Here is a 13,368-nt window from a genome sequence, read left to right as displayed (position 1 = left end):
GGAGGAGGACGGGGCCCGGCCGGCTACCGCTGCGCGCGGTTGACCGCGGAGACGACCGCCCGCAGCGAGGCGCTGACGATGTTCGGGTCGATGCCCACACCCCAGAGGACGCGGTCGCCCACGGCGCACTCCACGTAGGCCGCCGCCCGGGCGTCGCCGCCGGCGGACATGGCGTGCTCGGCGTAGTCCAGGACGCGGACGTCGACGTCGAGGCTCTTCAGCGCGTCGACGAAGGCCGCGATCGGGCCGTTGCCGCGGCCCTCGACCGTCACCGGGACGCCGGAGTCGACGAGCTCGACCACCATCTCGTCGAGGGAGTCGCCCTGGGCGGTGTGCCGGTGGCCGGTCAGGGAGAGGCGGCCCCACGGCGCGGCCGGGTCCGGCAGGTACTCGTTGGTGAACGCGGTCCACATCTGCTGGGCGGTGACCTCGCCGCCCTCGTCGTCGGTGTGCCGCTGGATGACCGCGCTGAACTCGATCTGCAGCCGCCGGGGCAGGTCGAGGTGGTTCTCGGTCTTCATGATGTAGGCGACGCCGCCCTTGCCGGACTGGCTGTTCACCCGGATCACGGCCTCGTAGCTCCGGCCGACGTCCTTGGGGTCGATCGGCAGGTACGGCACCGCCCAGGTCTGCTGCTCGACGGGGATGCCGGCGGCCGCGGCGTCGGCGGCGAGCGCCGTGAAGCCCTTGTTGATGGCGTCCTGGTGGGAGCCGGAGAAGGCGGTGTAGACCAGGTCGCCGCCGTAGGGGTGCCGCTCGTGCACGCCCAACTGGTTGCAGTACTCGACGGTGCGGCGGATCTCGTCGATGTCGGAGAAGTCGATCTGCGGGTCGATTCCCTGGCTGAACAGGTTCAGGCCCAGGGTCACCAGGTCGACGTTGCCGGTGCGCTCGCCGTTGCCGAACAGGCAGCCCTCGATGCGGTCGGCGCCGGCGCGGTAGCCGAGCTCGGCGGCGGCGACGGCGGTGCCGCGGTCGTTGTGCGGGTGCAGGCTGAGCACGACGGAGTCGCGGCGGGCCAGGTTGCGGTGCATCCACTCGATCTGGTCGGCGTAGACGGTGGGCTCGGCCATCTCGACGGTCGCCGGCAGGTTCAGGATGGTGGGGCGCTCGGGGGTGGGCTCCCACACGTCGGTGACGGCGTTGCAGATCTCGACGGCGAACTCGAGCTCGGTGCCGGTGAACGACTCGGGGGAGTACTCGAAGCGGATGTCGGTGTCGCCCATCTGCTCGGCCAGCTTGCGCACCACCTGCGCGCCGTGCACCGCGATGTCGACGATGCCGGCCCGGTCGGAGCCGAACACGACCCGGCGCTGCAGGGTGCTCGTGGAGTTGTAGAGGTGCACGATCGCCTGCTTGGCGCCCTGCAGCGACTCGAAGGTGCGCTCGATCAGCTCGTCGCGCGCCTGGGTGAGCACCTGGATGGTGACGTCGTCGGGTACCAGGTCCTCGTCGATCAGCTGGCGGACGAAGTCGTAGTCGGTCTGGCTGGCCGCGGGGAAGCCGACCTCGATCTCCTTGTAGCCCATCCGGACCAGCAGCTCGAACATGCGGCGCTTGCGGTCGGGGGTCATCGGGTCGATCAGCGCCTGGTTGCCGTCGCGCAGGTCGACCGCGCACCAGCGGGGGGCGGTGGTGGTGACCTTCTCGGGCCAGGTGCGGTCGGGCAGGGGGACCGGCGTGAACGGCGCGTAGCGGTGGACCGGCATCCCCGAGGGCTGCTGGGGATGCCGGGCGTGCGGGTGGGTCTCGCTCATGGGGGAGGGCTCCTGGTGCGGGCTGCCGTGCGCGGAGTGCGCAGGGCTCCGGGGCGGTCAGCGGGCGCCGGGAACGCCAGAACCCCGCGGCGAGGAAGCCGACCTAGGAGAGGGCCTCGCCGCGGCGGGTAAGCAGGAGGCTGCCGCGCACGGGCCCACGGTAGCAGCGGGTCAGCCGATGTCGCAGGCACACGGGCAGCCGTCGGCGTGGACGGGCCGGCCGCTCCGGTCGTCGAGCTCGTCGCAGGCGGGCGGGCAGGTGCAGACCCACGGTTCCGCGAGCCGGGGCAGCTCGCCGGCCAGCCGCCGCCGCGCGTGCTCCTCGTGCGCCTGGCGCCACCGGCGCAGCCGCTCGGCCCGCCGTTCCGCGGCCCGCTCCCGCGGCGAGTCGCCGGGCCTGGGGAGCAGGTGGTCGTCCGGCCGTCCCTCGGTGCGGGCGGCCGGGTCGTCGTAGGGGAGCCGACGGTCGAAGGTGTAGGTCGGCTGCGGGAGGTTCGGCCGGTGCTCCCACCGCGAGCCGCGCTCCTCGCTGAGGATCGTGTCCAGGTGCGCGGGGAAGCACCGCCCGCCCCGGTCCCGCACCGCATCGGGGTCCATGCCGCGGACCTCGTGTCCGTCGGCGTCCAGGAGAGCCAGGCGGAGACCGGCCACCCCGGCGGCCCGGGCCAGCAGCGTCGCCGGCAGATCGCGCGTACCCGTCTCGGCGGCGGCCACCGTCGACTTGGCGGCGTCCAGGCGTGCCGCGAGCTCGCGCTGCGAGAGGTCGGCCATCCGGCGGATCCGCCGAACCATCCCCGGCAGGTCGAATCGGTCGTCCGTCACCCGATGACCGTGCAGGCCGATGGGCCTGCCGGGGCAGGCGTCAGGTGGTTCTGTGGAAAGTCGGTCTCTGCCCACAGGCGAGGGCAGAGACCGAGCGTCGGGTGGACGTGGTCCGCGCTCAGTCGGTCCCTGCCTACGGGGGTGGGCAGAGACCGACTGAGCTGGGAACAACCTGTGCCGGGAGGGGGTGGGCCTGGTCGCCGTCGTGCGGCCGGGTGGTGCCCGGCGACCGGGTGGTTCGCGGCGACCGGGTGGTTCGCGGCGGCGAGTAGTGCGCGGCGGCGGGTAGTGCGCGGGTGCTGGGTGGTGGACAGCGGCCGGTGGCGGTGGGCGGCGGCCGGTGGTCCGGCACCGGCACCGGCACCGGCACCGGCACCGAGCGGGTCAGAACTCCTTGCGCAGCCGGAGGCGCAGCGGCCGGCCGTCGGGGTCGACCAGCAGCCGGTAGACCGGGGTGGCCCACAGCTTCGTCAGCCGGGACAGCCGCTCGGGGTCGTGCGGGCGCAGCCGACCGGGCGGCCGGGGTCCGCGGCGCCCGTCCTCGTGCCACGCGGCCAGCGCCGCAGCGCGCGACTCGAGCGTCGAGACGAACCGGGCCGGGTCGAGCAGCAGGTCGTCGTCGCTGCCGTCGTCGGCGAGATCGAGGTGCTCGCGGGCGAGCTCGAGCCGCAGGTCCCGGGCGAACGTGCGGGCGCCGTCGCCCGTGCCGGCCGGGTCCTGGGGGGCTCGGGGGTCGCGGGTGGTGTCCAGCACCGCGGTGGAGAGCTCGCTGTCGTGGGTCCAGGAGCGCCGGTTGAAGTTGTCGCTGCCGATGCTGGCCCAGACGTCGTCGACCACGCACACCTTGGAGTGGACGTAGACCGGCGTCCCGGCCTGGTTCTCCACGTCGAAGACGTGCACCCGGTCCTTGCCACCCGCCCGGATGCACAGGTCGATGGCCTGCCGGCGGCCCACGTACTGCGGGGTGGCGTTGAACGCGCCCTCCTGGTCGGGGATGCGGGGGACGACCACGACCAGGTGCAGCTCGGGGTTGTCGGTCAGCGCGTCGGCGAACAGCTGGGCGACCTCCGAGGACCAGAGGTACTGGTCCTCCAGGTAGACCAGCCGCCGCGCCTTCTCGACCGCCTTGCTGTACCCCCGGGCGATCGACCGCTCGCCCTCGGGTGCGAAGTCGTAGCGCGGCCGGATCTTGGGGTAGGTGCGGAGCGTCTGGACCAGGTGCGGCCCGCACTCGGGCGGCGGCGGCAGCTCCGGCGGCAGCGGGGACGGGTCCAGGCGGGCACGGCGGAACCGGTCGACGACGTAGGCGATCGGATTGCCCTGGACCGGGCTGGTCGGGTCGTCCCACCGCTCGCGGAACGCCGTGTCCAGGACGGCGACCGCGGGCCCGCGGATCTCGGCCTGGACGTCGTGCCAGGGCGGCGTCGGCCCGTAGCCCGAGGCCATGTCGACCGGCTGCGGGTCGCCCTCGTGCGCGGCGTCGTCGCGGCGGCTGTGGCAGAGGTCGATCCCGCCGGCGAACGCGACGTCGGCGGAGGGGTCGGCGGGGCAGCGGATCAGCACGATCTTCTGGTGGTGGCTGCCCACCCGCCGCACGCGCTGGTCGAGGACGACGCGGCCGCCGTCCTCCTCGATCTCCCGGTCCAGCGCCCGGTTCTCCTCCTTGCTGTAGGACAGGGCGTCGGTGTGCGAGCGCCACACCAGGCCGCGCACGTCCACACCGCGGTGCGCCGCGGCGCTGAAGAGCTCGTCCACGGTCGGGCCGTCCGGGCGCAGCCGCTCGTCGGGATCACCCCGCCAGTCGGTGAACCACAGCCGGTCCCCGTCGCCCAGCTGCTCGACCACCTCGACCAGCCGGTCGAAGTACGCGGCGCCGTGCACCAGGGGCCGGACCAGGTTGCCCCGGGTCCACGCGGGGAGAGAGGTGCCGGGGTTGCCGCGCTCCTCCGAGGTCAGCAGCCACTCCGACGGGTCGTCCACCGGATGATCTCAACGTGCGGGAAGGCGCGGACGCAACCGGCGCTCACCCGATGGACGTCGGTAACCTCATGTCCCGTGGCCCTCGTCGTCCAGAAGTACGGCGGTTCCTCCGTCGCCTCCGCCGAGCACATGAAGCGTGTCGCCGAGCGGATCGTCGCCGCCAAGCGCAACGGCGACGACGTCGTCGTCGTGGTCTCGGCGATGGGTGACACCACCGACGAGCTGCTCGACCTGGCCAGCCAGATCACCGACGACCCGCCCGGTCGTGAGCTCGACATGCTGCTCACCGCGGGCGAGCGGATCTCCATGGCGCTGCTGGCCATCGCGATCTCCGAGCACGGCTACGAGGCCCGGTCGTTCACCGGCTCGCAGGCCGGGGTGATCACCACCTCCAGCCACGGCCGGGCGCGGATCATCGACGTCACCCCGGGCCGGCTCAAGTCCGCGCTCGACGAGGGCTCGGTCGTGATCGTCGCCGGCTTCCAGGGCGTCAGCCAGGACACCAAGGACATCACCACGCTGGGCCGCGGCGGCTCGGACACCACCGCCGTCGCGGTGGCCGCCGCGCTGCAGGCCGACGTCTGCGAGATCTACACCGACGTGGACGGCGTCTTCACCGCGGACCCGCGCATCGTCCCCAACGCCAAGCGGCTCGAGACCATCACCTACGAGGAGATGCTCGAGCTCGCCGCGTCCGGGGCCAAGGTGCTCATGCTCCGCTGCGTCGAGTACGCCCGCCGCTACGGCATCCCCGTGCACGTCCGCAGCTCCTACTCACAGCTCCCCGGCACGATCGTGGCCGGCTCGATGGAGGACCTCCCGGTGGAACAGGCGATCATCACGGGCGTCGCGCACGACCGCTCCGAGGGCAAGATCACCGTCTTCGGCGTGCCGGACCGGCCCGGTGAGGCGGCCCAGCTGTTCCGGGTCCTCGCCGACGCCGAGGTCAACATCGACATGATCGTGCAGAACGTGTCGGCCGAGGCCAGCAAGCTCGCCGACATCTCCTTCACGCTGCCCAAGAGCGACGGCCCGACGGCGCTGGCCGCGCTGGAGAAGGTGAAGCACACCGTCGGCTACACCGACGTCAGCTTCGACCAGCACATCGGCAAGGTGTCCCTGGTCGGCGCCGGCATGCGCTCGCACCCCGGTGTGTCGGCCAAGTTCTTCGGCGCGCTCGCCGACGCCGGTGTCAACCTGGAGCTGATCAGCACCTCGGAGATCCGCATCTCCGTGGTCTGCCGCGACACCGACGTCGACATCGCCGTCCGCGCGGTGCACGACGCGTTCGACCTCGGCTCCGACGTCGAGGCGGTCGTCTACGGAGGGACCGGACGATGAGCACGAGCAGCGCGGGCCTGCGGGTCGGCATCGTGGGGGCGACCGGCCAGGTGGGCCGCGTCGTCCGCGACATCCTCGCCGAGCGGGACTTCCCGGTCAGCGAGCTGCGGTTCTTCGCCTCCGCCCGCTCGGCCGGCAGCACGCTGCCGTGGGCCGGCGGCGCGATCACGGTCGAGGACGCCGCCACCGCGGACCCGACCGGCCTGGACATCGCGATCTTCTCCGCCGGCGCCACCACCTCGCGGGAGCAGGCCCCGCGGTTCGCCGCGGCCGGGGTGACCGTCATCGACAACAGCTCGGCGTTCCGGCGCGACCCCGACGTCCCACTGATCGTCAGCGAGGTCAACCCGCACGCGCTGGCCGAGATGCGCAAGGGCATCATCGCCAACCCCAACTGCACGACGATGGCCGCGATGCCGGTGCTGCGCCCGCTGCACGACGAGGCGGGCCTGGAGCGGCTGGTGGTCAGCACCTACCAGGCCGTCTCCGGCAGCGGTGTGGCCGGCGTCGAGGAGCTCGACGGCCAGGTCAAGGCCGTCGTCGACAAGGCCGCCGAGCTGGCCCACGACGGCTCCGCGGTCACCTTCCCCGAGCCGGTGAAGTACGTCGCGCCGATCGCCTACAACGTGCTGCCTATGGCCGGCTCGATCGTCGACGACGGCTCGTTCGAGACCGACGAGGAGCAGAAGCTCCGCAACGAGAGCCGCAAGATCCTCGGCATCCCGGAGCTGCGCGTGGCCGGCACCTGCGTGCGCGTGCCGGTCTTCAGCGGTCACTCGCTGTCGATCAACGCCGAGTTCGCCCGGCCGATCTCGGTCGAGCGGGCCACCGAGCTGCTGGCGGCGGCACCGGGCGTGGAGCTCTCCGACGTCCCCACGCCCCTGCAGGCGGCCGGCCGCGACCCCAGCTACGTCGGCCGCATCCGGCAGGACCAGAGCGTCGACGACGGCCGCGGGCTGGTGCTGTTCATCAGCAACGACAACCTGCGCAAGGGCGCGGCCCTGAACACCGTCCAGATCGCGGAGCTCATCGCCGCCGGCCGCTGAGGCATGCTGCTCCGGTGACCTCCGACGAGCCGGACCCGCAGCTGCCGGCGCAGCTGACCCCGGAGCAGGACCGGCCGGGGCCCGACCGGTACACGCTGCTGGCCTGGGTCGAGCTCGAGCTCGCGCTGGAGGCCGGCGTCCGAGTCGACGCGGCGCACGCGGTGCTCGGCGACGCGGTCGTGCGCGCCTTCGGCCCCGGGATGTTCGGCTGGGTGGCCGAGGCCCTGGCCGCGGAGGGGCGCGACCCCCGGGACCTCGCCGTCCTGCTGGACGACGACGCCCTCGCCGGCCGGGTGCTCGCCGCGCTGCACGAGCGGATGGGCGCCGACGACGAGGCGCCCGAACCACCGGACGCCCGCCTCGTGTGGTCGGCGTTCTCGCCCGACGATCCCTACGGCGGCCGGGGAGCGATCCGCCGGGCGGCGCACCGGCGGGGGGAGAGCGCCCGCCGGGCGCTGCTGCTGCCCCGCCGTCCCCGCGTGGCCGGCCGGCGGGAGCGCTAGGGCGTCACGTGCCGCAGCGCGAAGCCGAGCGCGGCCTCGACCTGGCGGATGGTCTCCTCGATGACCAGCGAGCCGTGCCCGGCGTCGAACCGGTACACCTCGTGCGGCTTGCCGAGCTCCTCGAGGCGGCCCAGGTAGTTGTCGATCTGCCGGATGGGGCAGCGCGGGTCGTTGGCCCCGGCCACCACCAGCACCGGCGCGGCGACGGCGTCGACGTAGGTGATCGGCGAGGAGCGCACGTAGACGTCGCGCACCTCCTCCGGTGACCCGCCGAACAGCGCCCGGTCGTAGGCCCGCAGGCCCTCCATCTCGTCCTCGTACGCGGCCAGGTAGTCGGCCACCGGTACCTCGGCGATCCCCGCCGCCCACCGCTCCGGCTGGGTGCCCAGGCCCAGCAGGGTGAGGAACCCGCCCCACGAGCCGCCGGTCAGGATCGCGCGGGCCGGGTCGACGACGCCCTCGGCCACGAGCGCGTCGTAGACCGCGCCGATGTCCTCGAGCTCGGTGAGCCCCGGCCGCCCGGTGAGCGCGTCGCGCCAGGCCGAGCCGTACCCGGTGGAGCCGCGGTAGTTCACGTGCACGACCGCGTAGCCGGCGTCGACGTACGCGGCGCGCCGGGCCCGGTAGGAGTCGTCGTCGGCGGCCTCCGGGCCGCCGTGGACCAGGAACGCCGTCGCGAACGGGCCGGGACCGGCCGGGCGCACGAGCAGCGCGTGCACGTCGCCACCGGGGCCCGGGACCCAGCGGTCCTCCACCGGGTAGGCCGCCGGTGGCTCCGCGCCGGGCACCGACAGCACCACCGGGCCGTCGGCGCGGCGGACCACCGGGGGCAGCTCGGAGTTCGACCAGGCCAGCTCGACGGTGCCGTCGGGGCGGGCCGTCGCGCCGCGGACCACGCCGGGCGGGGTCTCCAGCCGCTCCAGGGCGCCGGAGGCGAGGTCGTAGCGGTACAGCTCGGTGCGCGCGGCGTGGTCGTGGCCGACCAGCAGGGCGGAGCCGTCGGGGTACCAGCCGGCGGTCACGTCGCCGGGCAGGTCGAGCACGATCTCGGTCTCGGTGCCGGCCGCGACGTCCCAGATCAGCAGCTCCTCCCGGCCGCGGCGCTCGTGGCCCACCAGCAGCCGCCGGTCACCGGCCAGCGGGCCGAACTCCAGCGCGTGCAGCGCCCGCCCGTCGCCGTCCCACTTCTCGGCGACCACCGCGGGCGCGTCCTCGGTGGTGTCCGCGGTGCGGAGCACCCGCAGCGCGGGGTAGCGCGGGTCGCCGTGCTCGGAGTGCGAGATCACCAGCAGCTCGTCGTCGCGGGTCAGCGCGTCCACCGAGGCGGGGTCGGGGTGCCGGTAGACGACCCGGGGCTCCTGGCCGCGCGGTGCGAGCCACAGCTCGCTGCCGTCGTCGGTGCTGCGGCCGATCGCGACCAGCGAGCGCCCCACCTCCAGGCCCGCCGGGTAGGCCGGGCCCACCTCGGCGACGGCGACGGCGTCCTCGCCGCCCTCGAAGGGCTGCGTCATCCAGACGCCGAACTCGTCCCCGTCGGTGTCGGCGAACCACCAGATCGTCGACCCGTCCGGGCTGAGCGTGCTGAACAGGGTCCCGTTGGGCCGGTCGGTGACCTGCCGGTGGGCGTCGGTCTCCCGGTCCCAGGCGTACTGCTCGACGACGCCGCTGACGTCGGAGGAGTAGAGGTTGCGGTGCGGGGCCTCCTCGGCCCAGTCCGGCAGCGAGACCCGCGGCGCGCGGAACCGGGCCTGCCACCGGGCGGTGACCTCGGGGGAGAGGGCGGGGGCGGTGGCGGGGTCGACGTTCACCTGCTCATCTTCCCCCGGCGCCCGCCCCGGCCGGTGCGGCGGCCCGGGCGGACCCGTCCGGTCGCCGCTGCTGCGCCCGGCGGTGCTCCACGGCGGCGTCGCGGACGTCGCCGATCAGCCGCTCCAGCACGTCCTCGAGCGCCACGATGCCGCGGGTGCCGGTGTCGTCGACGACCCGGCCGAGGTGCGCGCCGGCCTTCCGCATCGTGGAGAGCACCTCCGGCAGCTGCTGGTCGGACCGGAGCTCGACGAAGGGCAGCACGTCCCGGTCGGGCATCGGCTGGTCGCGCCGCTCGGCGGGCACGTCGAGGACGTCCTTCACGTGCACGAAGCCGGCCAGCTGCCCGTCGTCGTCGCGGACCGGGTAGCGGCTGTAGCCGTGCTCGGCGACGACGCCCTCCAGCTGCCGCGGGGTCGTGCTGCGCGGCACCGTCACCAGCTGGTCGAGCGGGAGGAGCACGGCGTCCAGGTCGTGCTGCTCGAAGGTGAGCGCCCCCTCGGCGAGCCCGCTCACCTCGCTGCCCAGGTGCCCCTCCTGCTGCGACTGGTTGACCATCGAGCGGATCTGCACCGCGTCGAAGCTGGCCGCCACCTCGTCGGTGGGCTGCACGCCGAACAGCCGCACGAAGGCGTTGGCGAGGGTGTTGAAGAACCAGATGAACGGCTTGAGCACCCGCACCACCAGGGCCAGCGGGGGCCCGAGGACCAGGGCCGCCCGGTCGGGGCCGGCGATCGTGATGTTCTTCGGCACCATCTCCCCGAGCACCATGTGCAGCACGGTCACCAGCGACAGCGCGATGACCAGGGAGATGGGGTGCAGCAGCTCGTCGGGGACGCCGGCCGCGTGCAGCGGCACCTCGATCAGGTGCGCGACCGCCGGCTCGCCGACCGCGCCCAGCCCCAGCGAGCACAGCGTGATGCCCAGCTGCGCGCCGGCCATCATCTGCGACACGTTGCGCATGGCGGCCAGGGTCCTGACCGCGCGCGCCGACCCGGCCTCCGCCCGCGGCTCGAGCTGATCGGCCCGGGCGGACACCAGGGCGAACTCCGCCGCCACGAAGAAGGCGTTGCCCAGCAGCAGCGCCACCAGGATCAGCAGGCTCACGACCGTCATGCCGGCACCCGCTCACGGGCCTGGCCGGCCGGTGCCGCGTCGTCGTCCGCCGGCTCGGGCAGCCGCCGGGCGATCACCCGCGCGACCCGCCGGCCCTCCACGGTCTCCACGCAGAGCTCGGTGCCGTCGACGGTCACCACGTCGCCCTCCTCGGGAAGCCGCTGCAGCCGGTCGGTGAGGAAGCCGGCCAGCGTCTCGTAGCGGCCCTCGGGGACGGCGATGCCGGCCCGCTCCAGGACCTCGTCGGGGCGCAGCAGCCCGGAGAGCACCCAGGTGTCGGCGTCGACCTGCCGCAGCGCGCGCAGCGGGCGGTCGGTCTCGTCGGCGATCTCGCCGACCAGTTCCTCCACGATGTCCTCCAGGGTGACCACGCCGTGCGTGGCGCCCCACTCGTCGACCACCAGGGCCAGCTGCAGGCCCTGGTCGCGCAGCAGGTCCAGCAGCCGCTCCAGGTGCATGGAGGAGGGGACCGCGAGCACCGGGAGGGCCAGCTCGGCGACGGTCCGGCGGCCGCGCTCGGCCTCCGGGACGGCGACCGCGTGCTTGACGTGCACCACCCCGGTGACCTCGTCCAGGTCCGAGCCGTACACCGGGAAGCGGGAGTTCCCCGACTCGACGGCGGCGGCGATCACGTCGGCGGCGGTGGCGCTGGCCCGCAGGGTCCACAGCTGGGTGCGGGGCGTCATGACGTCGGTGGCGAACTTGCCGCCCAGCGCCAGCGACCGCTCCAGCAGCCGGGCCGCGACGGGGGAGAGGTCGCCCTCGGCGGCCGACCGGCGGGCGACGGCGGCGAGCTCGCCGGCGTTCCGGGCGGTCTCCAGCTCCTCCCGGGGCTCGAAGCCCAGCCGCCGCACGATCGCGTTGGCCAGGCGCTGCAAGGTGTTCACCAGCGGCCCGGTGGCCCGGGTGAACCCGCGCATGCCCGGCGCCACGAAGCCGGCGACCGCCAGCGGGTTGGCGATGGCCAGGTTCTTGGGCCCCAGCTCGCCCAGCAGCATCTGCAGGGTGGTGGCCAGGGCGATGGCCAGCCCGACCGACACCGCGGTCGTAGAGGCGCCGGTCAGCCCCACCGACTCCAGCGGGCCGCGGAGCAGCTGGCCGATCGCGGGCTCGGCCAGGTAGCCCACCAGCAGCGTGGTGATCGTGATCCCCAGCTGGGCGGCCGAGAGCTGGGTGGAGAGCGTGCGCAGCGCCCGGACCACGCCCCGGCCGCGGGAGTCGCCGGCCGCCGCGGCCTCCTCGGCGCGCCCGCGGTCGACGGTGGTCAGGGAGAACTCGGCTGCCACGAAGAAGCCGGTGAGCGCCGTCAGCAGGACGGCGGCCAGGAGGAGCAGCCATTCGGTCATCGCGGCTCCCGGTGCCCGGCGGGGGCGGGATCCAACCGGAACGTGTCCGGAACGACTCAGGGGCCGCCTTCCGGCGGCCCCTGAGCGGAGGGTCGGGGTGACAGGATTTGAACCTGCGGCCTCGTCGTCCCGAACGACGCGCGCTACCAAGCTGCGCCACACCCCGAGGTGCGTCGAGAAGTCTAGCGCTCACCCCGCGGCGGCCCGGCGGCGGGGGAGCCGGCGGCTACGCCGGGCGCGCGGTGAGGGTGAGCAGCGTGGCCTCGGGCGGGCAGGCGAACCGCACCGGCGCGTACGGGCTGGTGCCCAGGCCCGCCGACACGTGCAGCCAGGTGCCGGCCGGGTGCTCCTCGGTGGGGGCGGCCCAGCGGTGCAGCCAGCGCACCAGGTCGCGGTCGATCCCGCAGTTGGTGACCAGCGCCCCGTAGAACGGCACCCGCAGCTGACCGCCGTGGGTGTGCCCGCACAGCAGCAGGTCGTAGCCGTCGGCGGCGAACCGGTCGAGGACCCGCGGCTCGGGGGAGTGGGCCAGCCCGATCCGCACGTCGGCGGCCGGGTCGGCCGGGCCCTCGACGAGGTCGTAGCGGTCCAGCCTCAGGTGGGAGTCGTCCACCCCGGCGAAGGAGATCCGCCGGCCGGCGACGGGAAGCTCGCCGCGGGCGTTGGTCAGGTCCAGCCAGCCGCGCTCGCGCATGCCGTCGCGCAGGTCGCGCCAGGGCAGCTCGTCGCCGTGCACCCGCTTGTGGTCCCGCTTGAAGTACTTGAGCGGGTTCTTCGGCCGGGGCGCGTAGTAGTCGTTGCTGGCCAGCACGAAGGCGCCCGGCCGGTCGAGCAGCGGGTCCAGGGCCCGCAGGGTGGGGCCGACGGCGTCGAACCCGGCCAGGTTGTCCCCGGTGTCGATCACCAGGTCCGGCTCGAGTTCGGCCAGCCCGGCGATCCACTCCTGCTTGCTGCGCTGGCCCGCGGTCATGTGCAGGTCCGACAGCTGCAGGATGGTCAGCGGCGCCGACCCCGGCGCCAGCACCGGGACGTCGAAGCGGCGCAGCGTCCAGCGGGTCCGCTCGTAGAGGCTCGCGTAGGCGGTGACCGCCGCGCCCGAGGCGACGGCGGCGGTGGGGACGGCGGTGTACCAGCGCACGCCGGCGAGCCTACGGGCGCACCCGCGCGGACCGCCGTGCAAGGCTTGGGCCCGTGTCAGACCTCAAGGAACAGCTGCGCGCCGACCTGACCACCGCCATGAAGGCCCGTGACGAGCTGCGCACCGCCACGCTGCGCATGGTGCTCGCCGCCGTCAGCGCGGAGGAGGTGTCGGGCAAGGAGGCCCGCGAGCTCACCGACGACGAGGTGCAGGCGGTGCTGCGCCGCGAGGCGAAGAAGCGCCGCGAGGCGGCCGAGGCGTTCGGCTCGGCCGGGCGCGCGGAGCAGTCCGCCCGCGAGCAGGCCGAGGGCGAGGTGCTGGCCGGCTACCTGCCGGCGCAGCTCGACGACGCCGACCTCGCCGCGATCGTGGCCGACGTGGTGACCCGCACCGGCGCGTCCGGCATGAAGGACATGGGCAAGGTCATGGGCGCCGCGAACGGGGTCGTCGCCGGCCGGGCCGACGGGGCCCGGGTCGCCGCCGAGGTGCGCCGCCAGCTGGGCTGACGGCGCA

Annotated in this window: 11 protein-coding genes and 1 tRNA gene; 4 read left to right on the top strand and 8 right to left on the bottom strand. The window is 74.2% G+C overall.

Going from position 1 to position 13,368, the window contains the following annotated elements:
- Positions 1 to 23: 23 nt before the first annotated feature.
- The 3 genes from leuA to BD833_RS11955 form a co-directional block, all read right to left on the bottom strand.
- Entirely contained in the window at positions 24 to 1,757 is a 1,734-nt protein-coding gene (gene leuA / locus BD833_RS11965) for a 2-isopropylmalate synthase (RefSeq protein ID WP_166533381.1), read from the bottom strand.
- 171 nt (positions 1,758 to 1,928) lie between these two features.
- Complete coding sequence (locus BD833_RS11960) at positions 1,929 to 2,579, bottom strand: helix-turn-helix domain-containing protein (RefSeq protein ID WP_166533380.1); 651 nt, start codon at positions 2,577 to 2,579, stop codon at positions 1,929 to 1,931.
- A 384-nt stretch (positions 2,580 to 2,963) separates the two neighbouring features.
- Complete coding sequence (locus tag BD833_RS11955) at positions 2,964 to 4,559, bottom strand: phospholipase D family protein (RefSeq protein WP_166533379.1); 1,596 nt, start codon at positions 4,557 to 4,559, stop codon at positions 2,964 to 2,966.
- A 75-nt stretch (positions 4,560 to 4,634) separates the two neighbouring features.
- Here BD833_RS11955 and BD833_RS11950 point away from each other — a divergent pair, with 75 nt between their 5' ends.
- Genes BD833_RS11950 through BD833_RS11940 form a run of 3 tightly spaced genes read left to right on the top strand, consistent with a single transcriptional unit; the run spans position 4,635 to position 7,449 of the window.
- Positions 4,635 to 5,900 (top strand): aspartate kinase, encoded by a 1,266-nt coding sequence (locus BD833_RS11950; RefSeq protein WP_166533378.1) that lies wholly within the window; start codon positions 4,635 to 4,637, stop codon positions 5,898 to 5,900.
- The gene (locus BD833_RS11945) at positions 5,897 to 6,946 is read left to right on the top strand and encodes an aspartate-semialdehyde dehydrogenase (protein ID WP_166533377.1); all 1,050 of its coding nucleotides are present in this window, start codon (positions 5,897 to 5,899) and stop codon (positions 6,944 to 6,946) included. Before BD833_RS11950 ends, BD833_RS11945 begins: the two co-directional genes overlap by 4 nt.
- 14 nt (positions 6,947 to 6,960) lie before the next feature.
- Positions 6,961 to 7,449 carry a hypothetical protein gene (locus BD833_RS11940; protein WP_166533376.1) on the top strand — a complete coding sequence of 163 codons (489 nt, stop codon included), beginning with the start codon at positions 6,961 to 6,963 and terminating at the stop codon, positions 7,447 to 7,449.
- Here the strand turns inward: BD833_RS11940 and BD833_RS11935 are convergent.
- The 5 genes from BD833_RS11935 to BD833_RS11915 form a co-directional block, all read right to left on the bottom strand.
- Positions 7,446 to 9,257, bottom strand: a complete 1,812-nt coding sequence (locus tag BD833_RS11935) for a S9 family peptidase (protein ID WP_166533375.1) — start codon at positions 9,255 to 9,257, stop codon at positions 7,446 to 7,448. The genes BD833_RS11940 and BD833_RS11935 overlap by 4 nt on opposite strands.
- Before the next feature lie 4 nt (positions 9,258 to 9,261).
- Positions 9,262 to 10,371: a hemolysin family protein gene (locus BD833_RS11930; protein WP_166533374.1), complete on the bottom strand. Its 1,110-nt coding sequence runs from the start codon at positions 10,369 to 10,371 to the stop codon at positions 9,262 to 9,264.
- A complete protein-coding gene (locus BD833_RS11925; RefSeq protein ID WP_166533373.1) occupies positions 10,368 to 11,717 on the bottom strand; it encodes a hemolysin family protein in 1,350 nt (449 codons plus the stop codon). The genes BD833_RS11930 and BD833_RS11925 overlap by 4 nt, the downstream gene beginning before the upstream one ends.
- A 92-nt stretch (positions 11,718 to 11,809) precedes the next feature.
- Positions 11,810 to 11,883, bottom strand: a tRNA-Pro gene (locus BD833_RS11920).
- Between the two features lie 60 nt (positions 11,884 to 11,943).
- A complete protein-coding gene (locus BD833_RS11915) occupies positions 11,944 to 12,855 on the bottom strand; it encodes a metallophosphoesterase (RefSeq protein ID WP_166533372.1) in 912 nt (303 codons plus the stop codon).
- Positions 12,856 to 12,908: 53 nt separating this feature from the next.
- Here BD833_RS11915 and BD833_RS11910 point away from each other — a divergent pair, with 53 nt between their 5' ends.
- A complete protein-coding gene (locus BD833_RS11910; RefSeq protein ID WP_166533371.1) occupies positions 12,909 to 13,361 on the top strand; it encodes a GatB/YqeY domain-containing protein in 453 nt (150 codons plus the stop codon).
- Positions 13,362 to 13,368: the final 7 nt, after the last annotated feature.

Source organism: Blastococcus xanthinilyticus, from assembly GCF_008124835.1.
Classification (GTDB): Bacteria; Actinomycetota; Actinomycetes; order Mycobacteriales; family Geodermatophilaceae; genus Blastococcus; species Blastococcus xanthinilyticus.
Note: the sequence above shows the minus strand (reverse complement) of the source record. Positions and strands in the feature narration are given on the sequence as shown.